Annotated in this window: 14 protein-coding genes; 10 read left to right on the forward strand and 4 right to left on the reverse strand. The window is 42.5% G+C overall.

The window, feature by feature from the left end:
* The first annotated feature begins 39 nt into the window (after nucleotides 1-39).
* The 5 genes from BS614_RS16520 to infC all read left to right on the forward strand — a co-directional run bounded on the left by BS614_RS16520 (nucleotide 40) and on the right by infC (nucleotide 5,874).
* Nucleotides 40-1,977: an LTA synthase family protein gene (locus BS614_RS16520; protein ID WP_074094761.1), complete on the forward strand. Its 1,938-nt coding sequence runs from the start codon at nucleotides 40-42 to the stop codon at nucleotides 1,975-1,977.
* Between the two features lie 237 nt (nucleotides 1,978-2,214).
* Complete coding sequence (locus BS614_RS16525) at nucleotides 2,215-3,222, forward strand: LLM class flavin-dependent oxidoreductase (RefSeq protein WP_036670607.1); 1,008 nt, start codon at nucleotides 2,215-2,217, stop codon at nucleotides 3,220-3,222.
* A 99-nt stretch (nucleotides 3,223-3,321) separates the two neighbouring features.
* Nucleotides 3,322-4,074 carry a metallophosphoesterase family protein gene (locus BS614_RS16530; RefSeq protein ID WP_074094762.1) on the forward strand — a complete coding sequence of 251 codons (753 nt, stop codon included), beginning with the start codon at nucleotides 3,322-3,324 and terminating at the stop codon, nucleotides 4,072-4,074.
* Between the two features lie 255 nt (nucleotides 4,075-4,329).
* On the forward strand, nucleotides 4,330-5,262 hold the full coding sequence (locus BS614_RS16535; RefSeq protein WP_017688903.1) for a manganese-dependent inorganic pyrophosphatase: 933 nt from the start codon (nucleotides 4,330-4,332) through the stop codon (nucleotides 5,260-5,262).
* 120 nt (nucleotides 5,263-5,382) lie between these two features.
* Nucleotides 5,383-5,874 (forward strand): translation initiation factor IF-3, encoded by a 492-nt coding sequence (infC, locus tag BS614_RS16540; protein WP_074094763.1) that lies wholly within the window; start codon nucleotides 5,383-5,385, stop codon nucleotides 5,872-5,874.
* 185 nt (nucleotides 5,875-6,059) lie between these two features.
* Here the strand turns inward: infC and BS614_RS16545 are convergent, their stop codons facing one another.
* On the reverse strand, nucleotides 6,060-6,884 hold the full coding sequence (locus BS614_RS16545) for a protein-glutamine gamma-glutamyltransferase (protein ID WP_074094764.1): 825 nt from the start codon (nucleotides 6,882-6,884) through the stop codon (nucleotides 6,060-6,062).
* A 272-nt stretch (nucleotides 6,885-7,156) separates the two neighbouring features.
* Here BS614_RS16545 and BS614_RS16550 point away from each other — a divergent pair, with 272 nt between their 5' ends.
* The gene (locus BS614_RS16550; RefSeq protein ID WP_074094765.1) at nucleotides 7,157-9,904 is read left to right on the forward strand and encodes a PAS domain-containing hybrid sensor histidine kinase/response regulator; all 2,748 of its coding nucleotides are present in this window, start codon (nucleotides 7,157-7,159) and stop codon (nucleotides 9,902-9,904) included.
* Nucleotides 9,905-9,954: 50 nt separating this feature from the next.
* On the opposite strand, the gene BS614_RS16555 is transcribed toward BS614_RS16550, so the two are convergent.
* Together BS614_RS16555 and BS614_RS16560 are read right to left on the reverse strand one after the other, a co-directional pair.
* Entirely contained in the window at nucleotides 9,955-10,167 is a 213-nt protein-coding gene (locus tag BS614_RS16555) for a cation:proton antiporter regulatory subunit (protein ID WP_017688899.1), read from the reverse strand.
* 118 nt (nucleotides 10,168-10,285) lie between these two features.
* A complete protein-coding gene (locus BS614_RS16560; protein WP_157116099.1) occupies nucleotides 10,286-11,041 on the reverse strand; it encodes a DUF3153 domain-containing protein in 756 nt (251 codons plus the stop codon).
* A 606-nt stretch (nucleotides 11,042-11,647) separates the two neighbouring features.
* Here BS614_RS16560 and BS614_RS16565 point away from each other — a divergent pair.
* From BS614_RS16565 to BS614_RS16580, 4 genes are all read left to right on the forward strand, one after another.
* Complete coding sequence (locus BS614_RS16565; protein ID WP_074094767.1) at nucleotides 11,648-13,342, forward strand: M3 family oligoendopeptidase; 1,695 nt, start codon at nucleotides 11,648-11,650, stop codon at nucleotides 13,340-13,342.
* A 246-nt stretch (nucleotides 13,343-13,588) separates the two neighbouring features.
* Nucleotides 13,589-14,740, forward strand: a complete 1,152-nt coding sequence (locus BS614_RS16570; protein ID WP_074094768.1) for an iron-containing alcohol dehydrogenase — start codon at nucleotides 13,589-13,591, stop codon at nucleotides 14,738-14,740.
* Between the two features lie 158 nt (nucleotides 14,741-14,898).
* Entirely contained in the window at nucleotides 14,899-15,837 is a 939-nt protein-coding gene (locus tag BS614_RS16575; RefSeq protein WP_101313923.1) for a tyrosine-type recombinase/integrase, read from the forward strand.
* Between the two features lie 43 nt (nucleotides 15,838-15,880).
* The gene (locus tag BS614_RS16580; RefSeq protein ID WP_074094769.1) at nucleotides 15,881-17,101 is read left to right on the forward strand and encodes an aminotransferase class I/II-fold pyridoxal phosphate-dependent enzyme; all 1,221 of its coding nucleotides are present in this window, start codon (nucleotides 15,881-15,883) and stop codon (nucleotides 17,099-17,101) included.
* Here BS614_RS16580 and BS614_RS16585 read toward each other — a convergent pair.
* Nucleotides 17,080-18,450, reverse strand: coding sequence for a pentapeptide repeat-containing protein (locus BS614_RS16585; protein ID WP_074094770.1), 1,371 nt, complete (start codon nucleotides 18,448-18,450; stop codon nucleotides 17,080-17,082). The genes BS614_RS16580 and BS614_RS16585 overlap by 22 nt on opposite strands.
* Nucleotides 18,451-18,904: the final 454 nt, after the last annotated feature.

The raw sequence follows: 18,904 nt of genomic DNA on the forward strand, positions 1-18,904 counted from the left end.
AATGAACGTAAAATTTCAGGGTAAGGGTTGAAAGCGACCATGTATAATTCCAAAAATGAACGAACTTCATCACGGACCTTATTCGCCGTGTTATTCATTCTTATGCTGCTGAAGCTGTCACTGTTGCGGTATTTCTTTTTCCAGGGTCTGTCCGGCATCGGTCTGTTAACTGATGCATTAGGCGCACTAACTGTGGTATGCCTGCTGGATCTGATTGTGCCCAAAGGCTGGAAGCGAGCAGTATACGGAGGATTCAATATTTTGTTTTCTCTACTTCTGTTCGCGGCAACGCTGTACAACGTTCATTTCAGTTCGGTGCCTACGTATACCGTGCTAAGTGAGTTGGGTCAGGTTGCCCAAGTACGGGGAAGTATCGGACCACTGGTACGACCGGAGCACTTTCTGTTTTTTGCAGACATCGTACTGGCATTGCCAATATGGTTGATTATGCGCAGACGTATCGGCGATCGTAATCGCAACAGTTACCGCGATAGCGGGTTGACATTTGGCAGAATTCGCAGACGTTACTGGGGCAAACTCGGCGTTGCGCTTACGGCTGCATTCTGCATCGTGCTGTCAGGCAGTATTATTGTCAAAGGTGAAACGATTGATAACGAGCTGGTGCGGGCCGAGAATCTCGGTTTCCTGAACTATCAGGTATCGTCAGCCATTCTGACGAGCAAAGAAAATGAGGCCATTGCGAATGGCAACATTAACGAAACCATTGCCAAGATTAATGAGCTGGTTAGCCAGTATCCGTATCAGGATACACCAAGTGACGGCACAGCTGTGAAAGCCAAATATTTTGGTCAGGCCAAAGGCAGCAATCTGATCGTACTGCAACTGGAGTCCTTTCAGAATTTTCCGATTAATGCTTCTCTAGACGGTCAGGAGTTAACACCGGTACTGAATGATCTGGCCAAAGAAAGCTATTATTTCTCTCATTTTTTCCAACAGATCGGACAGGGAAACACATCAGACGCGGAGTTCATGTCGAACACGTCTATCTATCCAACCGGAGTTGTTCCCATGTCAGCAGGGTACAGTGACCGCGAACTGCCGAGTCTTCCCAAGTTATTAGGAAAAGAGGGATATGAGTCCGAGACGTACCACGTCAATGACGTCACCTTCTGGAACCGGAATAAAATGTATCCGGCACTCGGATTCACTCGTTACTTCGACAAGCCCAGCTTCGAGAATGACAGATTCAATGACTTTGGACCATCGGATGAAGAGCTGTACCGTGTAGGTATGGAAAAAATGACTGCGCATCAGGCTGCGAATCAGCCGTTCTATGCTCAGTTCATTACGGCATCGAGCCACTCGCCGTTTACGGTTCCCGCTGATCGTGCACGGATCACGATTCCTGCGACCATTACGAACAAACTGCTTCACGATTATCTGCAAGCGATCAACTATACGGATTATGCCATCGGTCAACTCATTAATGAGTTGAAGGCGGATGGATTATGGGATAATACTACTTTAGTGCTCTACGGAGACCACTTCGGTCTGCCTGCTGACGAAGAGATTACACAGCAGATTCAGGCCAATCTGGGCGTCCCGTATGACGGTAAAGTAAGTCGATTTAACATCCCGTTCATGATTCATACGCCCAAGCAGACCAAAGGGCAAGTGATTGAGCAGCCAGGCGGTCAATTGGATATGTTGCCAACGATCATGAACCTGATGGGTGTTTCCCTTCAAGATGAGAAGTTCACTGCCTTCGGACATGATCTGCTCAACATGGACCACAATGCCTTTGGTATCCGGTATTACTTACCGACGGGTTCATTTGTCAACAATGACATCATGTTTATCCCGGGTGCGGGCTTTGACGATGGAACAGCCTATTCGTTGAAGACATACGAGCCGGTAACGGATTTGGAACCGTATCGTGCCGATTATGAACATGTGCTCAGCCTGATGAAACTGTCTGACGAGTATGTGAAATTGTTACCGAAACGTGCACCATAAATCAATGTTTTCTGCAATAGGTCAGATCTAAAAACGTCACCAGTTCAAAAACTGGTGGCGTTTTTTTGCATGTTTCTTGCACAAGTGTGGTAATAAAGAGAATAACTAAAGTTTGAAACTGTAATAATTAATGTTACAATGGAATGAGCAAGAATGAAGTGAGCAAAAGCGCGTAATATTCGCAGATCTCATATTCACAGTACTTATGAACCTAACAGACGAGAGGATTGAATATATATGAAACTGAGTGTACTCGAACATGGACATATCAATGAAGGACGAAGTGTACAGGATACGTTGCAGGAAACGGTGAAACTCGCACAACATGCGGATCAATTGGGGTACTCCCGTTTCTGGATGTCGGAGCATCACGGTAGTGGTGCGCTGTCTTTCTCCAGTCCTGAAGTTATGATTGCACATGTGGCTGCACATACGGATCGGATTCGCGTAGGTTCCGGTGGCGTTATGCTACCTCATTATAGTGCCTATAAAGTTGCGGAGAATTTCCGCCTGCTGGAAGCTTTGCATCCCGGGCGAATTGACCTTGGGATTGGCAGAGCACCAGGTGGCATGCCAATTGCCAGCAGAGCTCTGAATGAGGGGAAATCATCGAATGTACAATTCTTTCCGCAACAGATTGCGGATCTGGGTGGATACTTCCATGAGCAATTGCCCGAGGATCATCGGTTTGCATCTCTGGTAGCCGGACCATCGGTTCCCACGGTACCAGAAGTGTGGTTGCTGGGTTCCAGCTCCGAAGGTGCAAGAATTGCTGCGGCGCAAGGGACATCGTATGCGTTTGCCCAATTCTTCGGAACACCAGGCGGCGAAGAAGCGATGAAACATTACCGCAGACATTTCAAGCCGTCCATCCTGAATGACAAACCACATTCAATGATTGCTGTTTCGGCATTCTGCGCGGAGACAGAGGAAGAAGCTGCTGAACTTGCACGCAGCAATGAACTTTTCTTCTTACGCCTTGGACGAGGTCTTGAACAAAGTTCATTCCCATCTCTGGAGACGGTGAACAACTATCCATATACAGCGATGGAGATGGAACAGATCCGTCAACGTCGTTCTTTTTCCATCGTGGGAACACCGGATCAGGTGAAAGATAAAATTACCGCAATGGCTGAACGCCATGAAGCAGATGAAGTCATTATCGCGTCAGCGGTCCATTCGTTTGAAGCACGTCTGCGCTCATTCGGCTTGATTGCAGAAGCCTTTGGACTCAAGCAGGACTAATGGTGAGCAAGCGGGAATAACTACTCTGAACAGACTGGAATCTTGCGCTTGCAAGGTTCCGGTTATACTCTTGCGTGATCAGGGAGAGGAGAGATTCACATGCGCAGATGTGTCATTAGTGATATTCATGGCTGTTACGATGAATTTAATGCATTGCTTAAGCTTGCAGATTATAATCCGCAGCAGGATGAATTGATTTTACTCGGTGATTATGTGGATCGCGGTCCAAGCAGCAAACAGGTCATCGAAAAGATTATGCAGCTTCAGCAACAGCACCATATTATTGTGATTAAAGGCAATCACGATGCCATGATGGTCAAGGCGTTAACCCAGGATGTTGAGCAATATGATCAACACTGGATCCGCAATGGTGGACTACAGACGATGGCAAGTTATCTGGATCTGGAGCTTACTTATGATGAGCAACAGATAGATTGGGAAGCTTATGCTGAAGCCAAAAAGTGGATACTTACACACTATGAACACCATCTTCGTTTTCTGGAACAGCTTCCGCTGGTGTACGAAATTCCGGGTTATATTTTTGTACATGCCGGGATCAACCCGGATATCGAGGATTGGAGAAGCCAGTCCGAGCGGGACTTCATTTGGATTCGTGAATCATTCTATTCCAGACCAACGACGATTAGAGAGACGGTCGTATTTGGCCACACCCCCGTGAAGCATTTGCATGATGAGACAGGCATCTGGTTTGACCCGAGCGGAGACAAAATTGGCATTGACGGTGGTTGTGCCTACGGAGCGCAATTGAACCTGCTGGAGATAAGCGAGGACGGCAGTCTACAGACCTTTTTTGTACGGCAAGGGCAGAGCGCGGAAGAGCCTGAGATTTAATGTTTTCGTTGCATATCAGAGTGTCGTATGCTAATTTATAAGGTTGTACGATGGAATAAATAGGATACATACCATATCGACTTGAGGGTAATGAACCAAGTTTGGCTTTTTTCCAAAATGACTTGCCTGAGAATGATTTGCAATTAATTCGCTGTAAAGGGATTGGAATTAAGCCTTATTAGCGCTATAATCAGTAGGGTATGATTAAATATGACATGTATTATTCTAAATCAGAATTGACGGAGGGCTATGAATATGGAAAAAGCGTTAATCTTCGGTCACAAAAATCCCGATACGGATACGATCTGTTCGGCAATCGCCTATGCGGATCTCAAAACAAAATTGGGTCAGGACGTTGAAGCTGTTCGTCTCGGCGAAGTCAATGGTGAAACCCAGTTTGCACTGGATCAATTCAAAATTGCTGCACCACGTCTGATTAAAACAGCTGCAAATGAAGTAAACAAAGTTATTCTGGTTGACCACAACGAGCGTCAGCAAAGTGTAAGCGATATTGAGGAAGTGACTGTTGTTGAAGTTATCGACCATCACCGTATTGCTAACTTTGAGACAAGCGGACCTCTGTATTTCCGTGCAGAGCCTGTAGGTTGTACTGCAACTATTTTGAATAAAATGTACAAAGAAAATGGCATCGAAGTGAGTGCACCAATTGCTGGCCTGATGTTGTCTGCCATTATCTCCGATTCCCTGTTGTTCAAATCCCCGACTTGCACAGAGCAGGACGTAGCCGCTGCGCGTGAACTGGCTGCCATCGCTGGTGTAGATGCAGACAGCTATGGTCTGGACATGCTGAAAGCCGGCGCGGATCTGAGCCAAAAAACTATTGCTGAACTGATTTCTCTGGATGCCAAAGAATTCGTAATGGGTCAATCCAAAGTAGAAATTGCACAGGTTAATGCCGTTGACGTGAATGATGTTCTCGTGAAGCAACCTGAGCTTGAAGCAGCTATTGATGCGATCATTTCCAGTAAAGGTCTTGACCTGTTTGTATTTGTCGTAACTGACATTCTGAACAACGATTCCGTAGCTCTGGCATATGGTACATCCACTAAAGCTGTGGAGAAAGCCTACAATGTGACGCTGTCTGATAGCAGAGCTATCTTGAAAGGCGTAGTATCACGCAAATCACAAATTGTACCGGTTCTGACGGAAGCATTCAACACCCTGTAAATCAGACGCATTAGCGTATTCGTACGCTGATATGTATTACAAATAAGTGGCAACACCATCCTAGCCTGCTCTGATCCGTAAATGGTCAGGACAGGCTTTTGATGTAGAGGAGGAAGAATCATGATCAAAAATGAAAAGATCAAAGCAGCCGAAGTGCAGTTGACCGGCCTGAATGGTGAAGATCTGGGTGTCATGTCCACGCAGGAAGCACTTTTACTTGCGAAGCAGCATAAAGTAGATCTGGTGTGCTTGTCCTTGATGACGAGTCCACCGCCATGCAAGCTGATTGGAGCTGGAGCGGCCAAAGCAGAAGCGCAGCAGGCGAAGAAAAAAGCGAGTAAATCTCCCGATAAACGTAAAGTAAAGGAAATTCGATTAAACCTTGCGATGGAAGATCATGACCGGGAGACGAAGCAGTCTCAGGCGGAGCGCATTCTGAAGAAGGGCGATTCGGTAAAACTCGTCATCCAGGTGCATGGAGCCAAAGAAGGAGTTGCAGGCAAGGAGTGGGCTGAGCAGCTGAGCAAATCGCTGGCTGAATTCGGTAGCAAAACGACAGGTGTTCAGGTAAGTGGTAAACAGGTTGTTGTGCAACTGGACCCGAATGTGTAAACCGCCAGGAGCGTTCCTCGATGTAACACAAAGGTAAGGAATGTCGGTACAGTAATGATTCTTTGGATGTAAAGAAAGCCCAATGAGGTGGCAGATTAACTGCTGCTGTATTGGGCTTGTTTGTCATCACTTAGATTGAGGTATTGTTCGCAATTGAATGCAAAAGCCGTTTCCGTTTCAGTAGTTCAACTGCGTAAATAACGGCTGCCACCAAGTCGTACATATAACTGTCCGGGTAATACAGGCGTAGAGCCAGCTGCAATATTATTCTGGCTGTTTTTGGCGAATCGGGATAAATAAAAGAAGTCCGGATAGATCACCATATCCATTAAGTAGGCGGAGACTCGGCTACCTGGAACGCGGAACTGATTCAGGGTACGTATAATCTCTTCACCACTTGCAATACCAATGCCATGACCATAATACCAGTTCTCACGCAGCATGAACGTATTCTCTCCCTGCCACTCGGGGGTTTCCGGAGAAACATCCGGATTTTTGAAATACAGCACATCTCCTGGCAGAGCGGTTTCGCTACCGTTTTTTTCGGTTAATCGCAGGTCACTGTCATAATGCCAGTCAAAGAGTAACAGATTTCGAAACAGGGAATTAAAGGCGTCTTCGCGAATGCTTCCCAGCACGCCACCATACAGCACAATAACGGTAGCTGTTGCACATTCAAAGGCATATAAGTGTCCATTCCTCCAGATATCCCGGATACCGTCGGCGGGGGTCACGTTTGATCTTAGCTCGAACCCACCTTCCGAATTACGATTCCAGTAGGCAGGATTACATCTGGATTTTTCAAAGGATGCAAAACTCACACCGCTTCGATCCAGTCCTTCCGCGGCTTCCACGAGAGAGCCCCTCAAGTCCCATTCAAATCGAAGATGATCCATGGATTGGTACACATACCTCGTTGGACTATTCTGGAGTTGCTGTAACCAATACCATTCAAAATCAGACCATTCCGAGCGGTTCAGCTGGACGGGTTGATTAGCAACAATGATCATGATCCATAACCTCCGTTCCTATTCGAATATTCAACATTGTATAATCGGGAGAGCACGGGTATTGTGTAGTATATGACGTGATGTGTTCGAATTGGTATGTACACAATGAAAGTTGTCAGCATCCAAAATTAAAAATGTCAATTCATGCAGGGATTTTGTCCGATCTCGTTTATTAATCATGGCATTTGGGGTAGTACTCTATAGATGAAGTTATGTTCAGGTCGATCTATTCATACGGAATACATTCAGATTCTCATAAAGGAGGACATGTAATGTCGAAATCCATTACAGAGAGCCGATCTCTGTTCGAACAATTGTATACGCACGCACCAATCGGCATTGCTGTCGCATCGCATGTAAACGGACGATGGTTGCAGCTTAATCCTGCATTTTGCGAGATGCTTGCATACAGTGAAGATGAACTGGTCGATACTTCGGTCATACATATGATCTACGAAGAAGATCTGCATATGGAGGAATTCCGCAGCAAGTTCTGGGAAATGACTCATGAAACAAGTCCGATGTACGAGACGGAGGTTCGTCTGAAACGAAAGGACGGTTCGTTATTATGGGCAACCATTAGAGCTTGCATTGTTAGGGATGAAACGAATGGTGAGCCCTTGTATTTGCTGGTACAAGCTGCTGATATTACGAAACAAAAAGATGCAGAGGAAATCCTCATTGTGCAACGTAAGCAATTGGAAGAGAGCAGTCGCATCTCTCGACTGCTGGCAGAGTCTTCACTAGACCTGATTGCAATACATGATGCCGATTCAAGTCGTACATTTAAATATGTATCGAATGCATGTAAGAGCATGTTGGGCTATGAGTTGGAAGAAGTTATAGGTAAGCCGGGAACATTTGTGATCTATCCGGAGGATGTGCCTTTGGTTGAAGCGTATGTAGAAGAGCAGAGAAAGGGTCTGGCTCCCAAACGGCTCAATTATCGCCTGTTACATAAGGATGGATCTACGGTATGGGCAGATACGATTACGCACTATGTATATGACGATTCAGGTGAATTAATGGAGATGGTCGCCGTAACCCGGGATATCACAGCCAGCCAGCAACAACAGTTAAGCATGCAGGAGTACAGATCGTTATTTGACTGTAATCCCCTAGGTGTGGCTTCTCTTGATCTGGAAGGCAATCTGCTGAAAGCCAATATGGGTCAGGAACAGTTGACAGGACACACCAAGGAGGAGCTGCTGAGTCGGCCTTTTGATCACCTCATTGATCCTGTGGATCTGGAGAAGACTCGATATCATTTTGAGGAAACGGTGAAGGGCAATGCACAGAGCTACGAGATAGGTTTAATTCACAAAAATGGGCAGCGGATTGAAACAAATGTGATTAATGTTCCTATTATACTTGAGGACAAAGTTGTTGGGGTCTACGGGATTACGAGTGACATTACAGAGTCCAAACGTTACGTCGAGGAAATCGAGAATCTTAGTTATGAACGGGCATTGATTTTGAATGGCATGTCTGAGGGTGTTATTGGACTGGACCTGGAAGGGAATCTGAACTTTGCCAATCCGGCCGCTGCGGAGATCATGAACTTCTGTCCAAGTGAATTGAATGGCAAACCATTAGAACAATTGATGATCCAAATGCAGAGCGAAGGCATCCCCTACCCATCCAAGGATACACCAATTCTACAGGCTGTTCGTGAGGGACGAGGTCTGCCACGTACCGAATCCGTATTCTGGAGACAGGATGGGTCCAGTTTCCTGGCGGAGTTCCAATTGAAGCCGATTATGGATCAGGGTAGAACCCGCGGAGCAGTGTTGGTTTTCCGTGATATGACATCTGTTAAGGACATCATACGTGCCAAGGAAGCAGCAGAGCATGCAGACCGGGCAAAGTCCGAGTTTCTCGCCATCATGAGTCATGAGCTTCGTACGCCATTGAACGGCATCATGGGCATGGCACATCTGTTAATGGAAACCGAGCTGGATAATGAACAGAAAGGTTTTGCGGAAATCATGATTGATAGCGGCGAATCCCTTTTGTACATTTTGAACGAAATTTTGGATTTCAGCAAAATCGAAGCAGGCAAAATGGATCTTGAGCGCGCACCTGTAGATATTAAGGCGATGCTGGGTGGGGTGATCGAGCTGTTTGCACTGAAGGCATCAGAGAAAAATATTGAACTCTATTGTGAAATGTCGGATCACATTCCTGAACGCATTCGAGGGGATGAGACACGAATCCGGCAGATTTTGATTAATTTGGTGGGTAATGCCGTTAAATTCACAGAGCAGGGCTGCATTATGGTGAGCGTAGGTGCTGATTTCTCAGATGAGCATGGTCAGGATAACCTGATGTTGACCTTTAAGGTGAGAGATACGGGGATTGGCATTCCAATAGAAAAGCAGCATCAGTTATTCCAATCCTTCTCACAGCTTGATCCGGCCATTAATCGTAAGTTTGGCGGGACAGGTCTAGGCCTTGCGATCAGCAAAAAACTGGTGGAGTTAATGGGCGGAGCGATTGGCGTACAGAGTGAGAGCGGTGAGGGGGCAGAATTCCAGTTCACCCTCGTAGTGGAGCGGTGGTTAGAGGAGAGTAATGACCCGATTGAAATCACCACGAATGATGAACTGCAATTGGATCGAGCTAGTCTTGCCCATGACATCAAAATTTTGATTGCTGAGGATCAAGCGGTCAACAGTCACCTGTTGGAGGAGATGCTGCGCAAGTTTGGCGGAGTATGTGATATCGTTGAGAATGGTGCACAGGCCGTCGACTCATTGAACAAGGTTCAATATGACCTGGTGTTTATGGATATTCAAATGCCAGTTATGGATGGGATTGAAGCGACCTGCCACATCAGACAGAGCCACCCAGAAATACCGGTTATTGCAGCGATTACAGCTTTTGCAGGCGCCGGTGACCGTGAGGAGTGTCTGAAATGCGGGATGCAGGATTTTATCAGCAAACCGTTTCATTCCACGGAGATTAGCCGCGTATTGAATACATGGGTTCCATATATTCGCTCTCAAAGGGTAACGTAACAGAAAAATAACCTGTGCCTTGAAATTCAAGGTACAGGTTATTCTGTCATTTACGACCAGCCTCCGATTAAACCGGAGAGAGTCACACATTCGTCATCTTCCAAATCTGCAATCAGAGTGAGTTCTTCGTTGTCTTGTGGATCAACGGAGAATAATTCACGGCGTCCGTCCTCATGCACAATAATGACTAACTGATGGCCGCCCTTAGTATCAAACTGGTACTTAACTCCGATACCAGGTAGTGGGCATTCGCGGATATTCATGAAACCTGTCACCTCTTTAGCTTTGCTTAATAAAAAATTAACCGTTCACACAGTACGGATGTATTCTACTATCCATAACACCGTTTGGCAAGTCACAAATAAAATTGGTGTGAAGGAATTAATTTTTTCCGCGATGTGATCTTGCACTATGACGCTGTCTGGCCCGTCTGCGACGAACAAAAAACCAAATGAGCAGAGCAGCGATTAATAATAGGCCAATGACTGCAATGATGATGATATTCCGGATATTGGGAACCTGTACAGTCAGATCCAGTTTATTCATCTGGAGGGGTGAAACGTGCCAAATGAGCGTTTTTCCGCCATCCTCCACCTGATCCGCATTCGAATCGGCTGCTTTGATGGGCAAAGACAACTTGAAGTCAAAGTTAACATCTTTTAACAAGAGGTTTTTAAGAAAGCTAGGCACCTTGTTAATTTGATTTTTGATCTCACCATCGGGCATGGACTCCATGAGATCGGCTTCTGCTGTAATGTGCATCTTGGAAGTGAAGAAGCCGGGGGAAGTTGATTGTTCAACCTTGATCCCTTGTGGCAACTTGGACGTATCAAAGCTGGTTTTATTGCTTCTTTCATAATGGGTGGTCGCTGTGAGCTGCTTCTGATCTCCCTGTTCCGAAACCTCTGCCTGGAAGTTATTTCGATTCAATGCATCTGCGATCAGAGGCATGAGATTGTCTTGTCCAATTTTTCCAAGAGCGGAGTTCTTTACGTTGAGATTGAGATCCAGATCCGTTGATCCATCCATATTCACCGTTAGATGGGCTTCTCCATCAGCACAGGCGGTCAAAACAGATAACATAAGGGTTAATAAAACAGTAAGAAATAGCTGACGTAAGGGAATGCGAGTTGACATGTCTTTCAACCTTTCTGCTTAAAAATCCAAATTCCATTTCATAGAAGTATAGTATACACCGTAAGCATGGCGGATGAAACTTTGCACCGTGCAGCGAGGTACGTATGATTTAGTGTGATCGGTGAAATAATCCATTTATTAAAATTAAAGATTTCGTATTTTTGTCAATGTTCGGTCAATTCAAACGGCGCTTCACCGTGTACACTAGTAGTAGTGTGATGAATATACGGAAGCAGGGAGGTTACATTCATGACATATATCATTATTATGGCCGTTATTATGGTCGTGGGCATGGTCGGAATGGGCTGGTTCTATCAGATTATGGATAAAGACCAAAGCTAGTATTGTTTAAATGTGAAAAGAAGAGAGACAACCTATAAGCTGGCTTCGCTAACGCGAGGCGGGCTTATTTGTGTGGGGAATATTTTTGAGGCACTGACCTTACATAAGTACGTAATATATGTAACTATTCATGTTGAACAATTTGACCGATGGACAAATATTTTTCGTAATTATGGGATTTTTTAGCTGCTCTTTTGTATAATAGGGGGTAGTTTAACTCGGGATACTCCCGAAATTCTGCCAAACAGGAAAGGGTGTACATAAATGAAATTTAGTGAGTATACGTATACACGTCCGAATCTGGAACACATCAAGACATCTTTCCGTGAGCTGCTGAGCGGTTTTGAAGCTGCGGAAACGGTTGAAGAACAAAGTGGGTTCATGGATCAGATTAACGCGCTGCGCAGTGATTTCGAGACGCAAGCCCAATTGGTCTACATCCGTCATTCCATTGATACCAATGATGAGTTTTACAAGGCGGAGAACGAATTTCTGGATGAGAATGCACCAATTGTGCAGGAATATATTACAGATTTTTACCGTGCACTGGTTAACTCCAAATTCCGCAATGAATTGGAACAAAAATGGGGTTCACAGCTGTTCCAGCTGGCGGATCTTTCACTGAAAACATTCAGCCCGGAAATTATTGAAGAACTCCAGAAGGAGAACAAACTTTCCACAGAATACAATCAATTGATCGCTTCGGCCAAAATTCCTTTCGAAGGTGAAGAGCGTACGTTGCCACAGCTTCATCCATTTGAACTGTCCACGGACCGCTCCATGCGGGAGCGTGCTTCGGAAGCCAGATACACTTTCATGGCTGAACATGAAGCTGAGTTCGATCGCATTTACGATGAACTGGTTAAAGTGCGTACACAAATCGCGAAGAAACTGGGTTATCCAAGCTATGTAGAACTCGGTTATGATCGTATGAACCGTACGGATTACAACGCCGAGATGGTTGCCAACTTCCGGGCACAAGTTCGTGATTACATTGTACCTGTAGCGACCAAGCTCAGAGAGCGCCAGCGTAATCGGATTGATGTGGAGACATTGTATTATTACGATCAGGGCTTCAGCTTCAAGACGGGTAACCCGACACCTAAAGGTGACGCGGATTGGATTATCGATAATGGTAAAAAAATGTACGCTGAATTATCACCAGAGACGGATGCATTTTTCCAGATGATGACCGAAAACGAGCTTATGGATCTGGTAAGCAAAAAAGGTAAACAGGGCGGCGGATATTGTACGTTCCTGAACGATTACAAAGTGCCGTTTATCTTCTCCAACTTCAACGGTACATCCGGTGATATTGATGTATTAACGCATGAAGCAGGTCATGCTTTCCAGGTGTATGAAAGCCGTGATTTTGCAGTGCCTGAATACAACTGGCCGACATATGAATCGGCTGAGATCCATTCCATGAGTATGGAGTTCTTCACATGGCCGTGGATGCAGTTGTTCTTCAAGGAAGATACGGACAAGTACAAGTTTGATCACCTGTCTTCCGGTCTGTTGTTCATTCCGTATGGTGTAGCTGTGGATGAATTCCAGCATTTTGTGTATGCGAACCCGGATGCAACTCCAACGGAGCGTAAGCAGGCATGGCGCAACATTGAGAAGACCTATCTGCCACACATCAATTACAAAGATAATGCGTATTTGGAGCAAGGTGGTTTCTGGCATAAACAGGGTCACATTTTCTCATCGCCATTCTATTACATTGACTACACGTTGGCACAAATCTGTGCATTCCAGTTCTGGAAACGCAGCAATGAGGACATGAAGTCCGCATGGGCCGACTATCTGACATTGTGTAAAGCGGGAGGAAGCCTGTCCTTCACTGGATTGGTTGAACTGGCTGGATTGAACTCACCATTCGAGGACGGTTGTGTATCCTCCGTAATTGGCGATATTGAGGCATGGCTTGACGGCGTGAACGATAAGGCGCTGTAAGCCTTCGTAAGGATGCTTTTAGTGTAAGTACCTTCGGTAAGGTATAAGTAGTGGATAAAGCTTTAAGATAGATAAGTAAGACGGCTTGGAGACCTTCGGGTGTCTGGGTCGTCTTTTTCATTACGGGGAAAAATCAACCGCAAGTGTAACATTTATCGGTTTCATTGTGATTTATTTCACTATATCTGAAAACGGATTCAGTTACAATGGAGATAGTAAATCAGGGGTTACAGGAGGCTGGTTCAAATGGCAACACATGCATATTATGTTCCGCCCGTGAACTTGATGGGTAGAGGCTGTTTACAGGAAGCAGGTCAGATGATCGAACAGATGGGTATCCGCAAGGCGCTGGTTGTAAGTGATCGTCAATTGATTACTTCAGGCGTTGCTGAACAGGTACTGTCTATACTAAGAAAATCAGGGTTAGACTATGTAGTATATGATGAGGTTCAGCCTAATCCAACATGTCAGAATGTACATGATGGACTTCAAGTATTCCAGGATCATGGCTGTGACGCCATTATATCGATAGGCGGAGGTTCACCGCAGGATGCTGCCAAAGGCATTGGTATTGTGGCTACGAACGGTGGGCATATCCGCGAATATGAAGGATTTCATCAATCAAAACATAAGTCCGTGCCACTTGTGGCGGTTAACACAACGGCTGGCACATCGAGTGAGGTGACAATTAACTACGTGATTACAGATGAGGAACGTAAAGTGAAGATGGTGATGGTGGACCGCAACAGTCTGGTCTCCCTGTCGGTTAATGATCCTGAGCTGATGCTCAGCAAACCTGCAAGTCTCACAGCAGCAACAGGAATGGATGCGTTGACACATGCCGTAGAAGCGATGGTTACACCGGGGGGATTTACAGTGACAAGTGCGACAGCTGCAGCGGCTGTTGAACTGATCTTTGAATATTTGCCTAGAGCCGTGAGAGACGGCAGTGATCTGGAAGCGCGGGAACATATGACGTATGCGTGTTTCCTTGGCGGGATTGCTTTTAATAATGCAGGCTTAGGTTATGTCCATGCGATGGCGCATCAACTGGGTGGCGTATATGATCTGCCGCATGGTGTCTGTAACGCAATGTTACTCCCCTATGTGGAAGAGTTGAACGCGAAGCATGTACCCGGCAAATTCCGTCATATTGCTAAGGCAATTGGTATGGATGTGAAAGGTAGAAGTGATGAGGAGTGTTCCGATTACGTTATTGAGGCCATACGTCAGCTATCGAAGGAAGTCGGGATCCCTGACAAGCTGTCTGAACTGGGTGTAAAAGATCCCGATGTGGAACTGCTTGCCGATAACGCGATGAAAGATGCCTGTGCACCAGGCAACCCCTATCAACCATCCAAGGATGAAGTGATGGAGCTGTTCCGCAAAATTATATAAGTGAGAACGTATCGAGTCGGAGGGGATCCGGCTCTTTTTTGTTTTTCAAATCTCGGATATTGTATATATGCCTTTGGGCATCTTCACAAATGGAGTTCAATGCGTAATAATGTAGGTCGGGCCATTGGCAACATATGACATCGACATCAGGAGGCATCATGAGACTTAGTACAAGTAACCTAAACACCTATATTAAGCAATATGAGACTTATTTAAGCGTGGAGCGTAATCTATCCCTTAAATCCATTAAAGCCTATCTGTCTGATCTCAACAGACTTGTAGAATGGCTTGATACTAAACATATTCATGATGTAACCAGAGAAAATTTACGAATGTATCTGGAACAACTAAACAGTGAACACACACTTAAAGACTCGACCATTAAAAGAAAGTACATATGCTTCAAAGCATTTTTTAATTATTTGGTTCAAAGCGGTGATATAATCGAGTCCCCAATTATTGGTTTCGGAAAAAAATTCAAAACGGCAAGACGTATTCCAAAGACACTTTCTGTCAATGAGGTTGAAAAGTTATTAAATGCACCACAAGAGCACATGAAACAATTACACACGAGTTTTAGAAGAAGAATCAACCTTCGCAACGATGCTATCATTGAACTGCTCTATGTTATTGGAATTCGTATTGGAGAACTAGTGAATATTGATATGGAGCACATCGATCTCGAAGAAAAAACCGTGTTGATTTTTGGAAAAGGTCGTAAGGAGCGATTGCTCTACATTTCAAGCAGCGAAGTCATCCATAAAATTAAAACATGGTTGCATGCCCGCGAACATTTCGACCCCCAATCTGATGCTCTGTTCCTCAACAAATATGGTGATCGACTCTCCATTTACTCCATTGAGGATATTTACTCTAAATACAGGGACTTATCTAAAGTTAGCAAAAAATCAACACCGCATTATCTCAGGCACAGCTTTGCTACACATCTTCTGAACAATGGTGCAGATTTACGATCAGTCCAAGAAATTCTCGGACATACCAATGTCAGCACGACCCAAATATACACAGAAGTGTCTGTTGAACGGAAGAAGGATGTGCTTTCACGGTTTAATCCGAGGAATAATCTAAAAGTGTAGAGAAAAACCTCCAAATAACTATAAATTATTTGGAGGTCTTGTAATGAAATTGCCGTTATATCATGATACAAATATAGAACCACTTTTACATAAAATTAATAGTGAAACATGTTTCTTATCCAATTGGAATAAAGAAAACAATAGTCTAAACTTTCCCCCTGAAATCATTAAAAATGCTGTGAACAGCAGTCTTGATCAAAGTCAAAATAATTACTTTTTTTTAGATGAGTTACAGGAAGCAAAGAAATGGTTTATCCACGAGGCTTTAGACAATACCAATGTTAATTCAAATAATTTCGACTTCTCAATATCTTCAAATGGAACTTCGAGTGCATATTTATTAATTAATCTATTTCATATGAAAAAGAAAATGAAGGCATTGTTAATTACACCAATATATTTTACTTATATAAAAGTTTTGCAAGATTTAAAAGTTGATACATATTATATTGAGGTTTTGGAGGAAGGAAAAGTAACCATAAATTTGCATAAATTAGAAGACATCATTATTGAATATGGAATTAATTTACTAATAATGAATGATCCTTTATTGGGAAGCGGTATTAAAATTACAAAAGAAATGTATATTGATATTGTTAACATTTGCAAAAAGCATGATGTTACATTGTTCATTGATTTTATGTATGGCGGTATGGAGTGGAATTTGAGAAATTTAAATGTTATAGATGAATTTTTACTTAGTTTATTCGATATATATCCAGAAATTATTATCATTGAATCCATATCTAAGAGACTGTTCTTAAATGGAATCAAGAATTGTTTAGTTTATGGTAGTAAAGAAAATATAAGCCTATTTGAAAGAGTTTCCGTTCATTCCCTTGGTTCTTTAGTCTACTCACAGGTCACGCTATTTAAACAACTTTATGATAGCAACAATAGATCCACAGTATTAAATACAATTAAAAGTAATATTTTATTTGCAATGAATAATTTTGAGTTGATTAAAACATTATTAATGGACACGGAATATGTTATTAGTGATTGTGAAAGTGGATACTTCTGTTTAATAGGGGTACCTTATAGCGAAATAGGTAATAAAAACAACATGGATATTGCTAGCAAGTTAATAGAGAATATTAACATACTAACAATACCCCATGATAGATATCTCTTTGAAAGTCAAACCCATTATTATTTCAGAGTCAATCTTTCGATTGAACAGTCTATACTAATACCTGCTTTAAGAAAAATTGTAGAGTTCTATAGTAGATCTAAAACTCCTTATGCACCAATATCTATTTGATTAACTATTTCTTTGAAAGCTTCAGTCACAATAATATTATCAAATGATGGATTTGTCAGACCTGATTTTTCAGAGGTGTCTAAAATTAAGTTGAATTGCTCTAAAGATTTGGGTATGTTTTCAGGGTCTATACGAATATTGTCAAGCAACACTCCTAAAATTTTTAATTTTTTTCGTTTTAAGGAAAAATCAAAGAAAGTTTTGGAGTAGTCATTTAACATTTTTGGCATCATTAACGCTACTACACCAACAACTGCAAAAGTTAAAATCCATGAGCCTTTTTCTTTTTGTATTAATTTATAATTTTTATCTAATCCCAATTTCAAATGAAGGTCATCCAATAGGTCACTGGTTAATTTTAGAGCTTCCTGATAATCATCTGTTTTGCATCTGAACGTTACAAAAAGAGTTTCTCCTGCAGCACTCTCAATGAAACTGTCATCATAATGAAAAGTATTCATTATCATTTCGATTTTTTTATGCATGGAAATATACACAAGCTGCTCTTCAAACGGGAATGCTGTCCAATCAAAATCATCTAAAATATTTAATACCTTGGAGACAAGCTTATAGGGTAATTGATTATTTAAGATATAGAATGTAAACATGTCAAATAAATTGGTCATTTCTAATTTGCGAGTTGTATTATTTATTTTTGATAATTCACTTAATGCATTATTGATTTGATCAGGGACTCCTTCAAAATTTCTAAACAAGAATATATTTGCATTTATAAATTCAGAAAATCTTTGTTGCGTTAATAATGAAACGATATATTCTGAGAAGTTATCAACATTTATTTTCACGGTGTTTCCTCTGTAAAGCACATCGAGTCTCGAAATATCTGTCTTATAAAATAAATAACCGAAAATATAACTTTTTCCTAAACTCACATTTTCTAAAACACATGATTTAAAAATAAAATTTTCAGCATGCATTGTGGCCAAATCGGTATTATAGATTTCGCATCCATTAAACTCCAATTTTTCAGTTGTAGAACGTTCAAAATCACAATTTCTCATAGTGCAATTTATAAACTTACAATTTTTCATGTTTACTAAAAATTTTTCATCTTCAAAAGTGCAGTTTTCAAAAGTACATTCTTGTATCGACGTGTTTGCATAATTATTTAGAGTGAAATTACATTCATTAAAGTAACAATTTTTAATTTCAGAGGCTGCAATATCAACCTCAGTGAATAAACATTTTTCAAATATCGCTGAAATAAAATCTGCACGATCAAAATTATTCTCATAAAAAGATACATTTACAAATCTTGATCCTCTAAAATCACTTCTGAAAAATGAGATTTTAGGCAGTTCATTAATAAAATCTAACTTTTCAAACAATGTATATGTTAGATCTTCCTTTTCACGTGACAAACTTCCGTTATCAGTAAACCTGTATACTTAATAATACCACTCATAGAGACCTCCAAATAATTTATAGTTATTAGTATGTAACTCCTTGATAGACTGCATGCTTAAGCAAATTCAAACACTACTTTCATATTACATCTATAGCTATTCGACACATTTCTATATATTCCTCTAAAAATTTACAAATTGATTGCCATTTTCTGATTCATAAGCCCTGCATTTTTGATTTTATAGGTTTATGGGTCTAGAGTGTCACACTTTTACCATGAATTTTCCAAAAGGAGTTTGATTCCCTTTTATCGAATACAATATGAATAACAGCGGCACAAAAAAGGGTAATCTCATCCGTAAATTGTTGTCGATGTTTTCCAGTAAGATTCCCCAGTCCGTTTCGTGTTTAATGTTAAATAGGAGTAGTCTATTT

The sequence above is a fragment of the Paenibacillus xylanexedens genome (assembly GCF_001908275.1).
GTDB lineage: Bacteria > Bacillota > Bacilli > Paenibacillales > Paenibacillaceae > Paenibacillus > Paenibacillus xylanexedens_A.

Coding starts and splice junctions, on each gene's coding strand:
- BS614_RS16520 (WP_074094761.1), top strand. CDS start 40: ATGTATAATTCCAAAAATGAACGAACTTCATCACGGACCTTATTCGCC.
- BS614_RS16525 (WP_036670607.1), top strand. CDS start 2,215: ATGAAACTGAGTGTACTCGAACATGGACATATCAATGAAGGACGAAGT.
- BS614_RS16530 (WP_074094762.1), top strand. CDS start 3,322: ATGCGCAGATGTGTCATTAGTGATATTCATGGCTGTTACGATGAATTT.
- BS614_RS16535 (WP_017688903.1), top strand. CDS start 4,330: ATGGAAAAAGCGTTAATCTTCGGTCACAAAAATCCCGATACGGATACG.
- infC (WP_074094763.1), top strand. CDS start 5,383: ATGATCAAAAATGAAAAGATCAAAGCAGCCGAAGTGCAGTTGACCGGC.
- BS614_RS16545 (WP_074094764.1), bottom strand. CDS start 6,884: ATGATCATTGTTGCTAATCAACCCGTCCAGCTGAACCGCTCGGAATGG.
- BS614_RS16550 (WP_074094765.1), top strand. CDS start 7,157: ATGTCGAAATCCATTACAGAGAGCCGATCTCTGTTCGAACAATTGTAT.
- BS614_RS16555 (WP_017688899.1), bottom strand. CDS start 10,167: ATGAATATCCGCGAATGCCCACTACCTGGTATCGGAGTTAAGTACCAG.
- BS614_RS16560 (WP_157116099.1), bottom strand. CDS start 11,041: ATGTCAACTCGCATTCCCTTACGTCAGCTATTTCTTACTGTTTTATTA.
- BS614_RS16565 (WP_074094767.1), top strand. CDS start 11,648: ATGAAATTTAGTGAGTATACGTATACACGTCCGAATCTGGAACACATC.
- BS614_RS16570 (WP_074094768.1), top strand. CDS start 13,589: ATGGCAACACATGCATATTATGTTCCGCCCGTGAACTTGATGGGTAGA.
- BS614_RS16575 (WP_101313923.1), top strand. CDS start 14,899: ATGAGACTTAGTACAAGTAACCTAAACACCTATATTAAGCAATATGAG.
- BS614_RS16580 (WP_074094769.1), top strand. CDS start 15,881: ATGAAATTGCCGTTATATCATGATACAAATATAGAACCACTTTTACAT.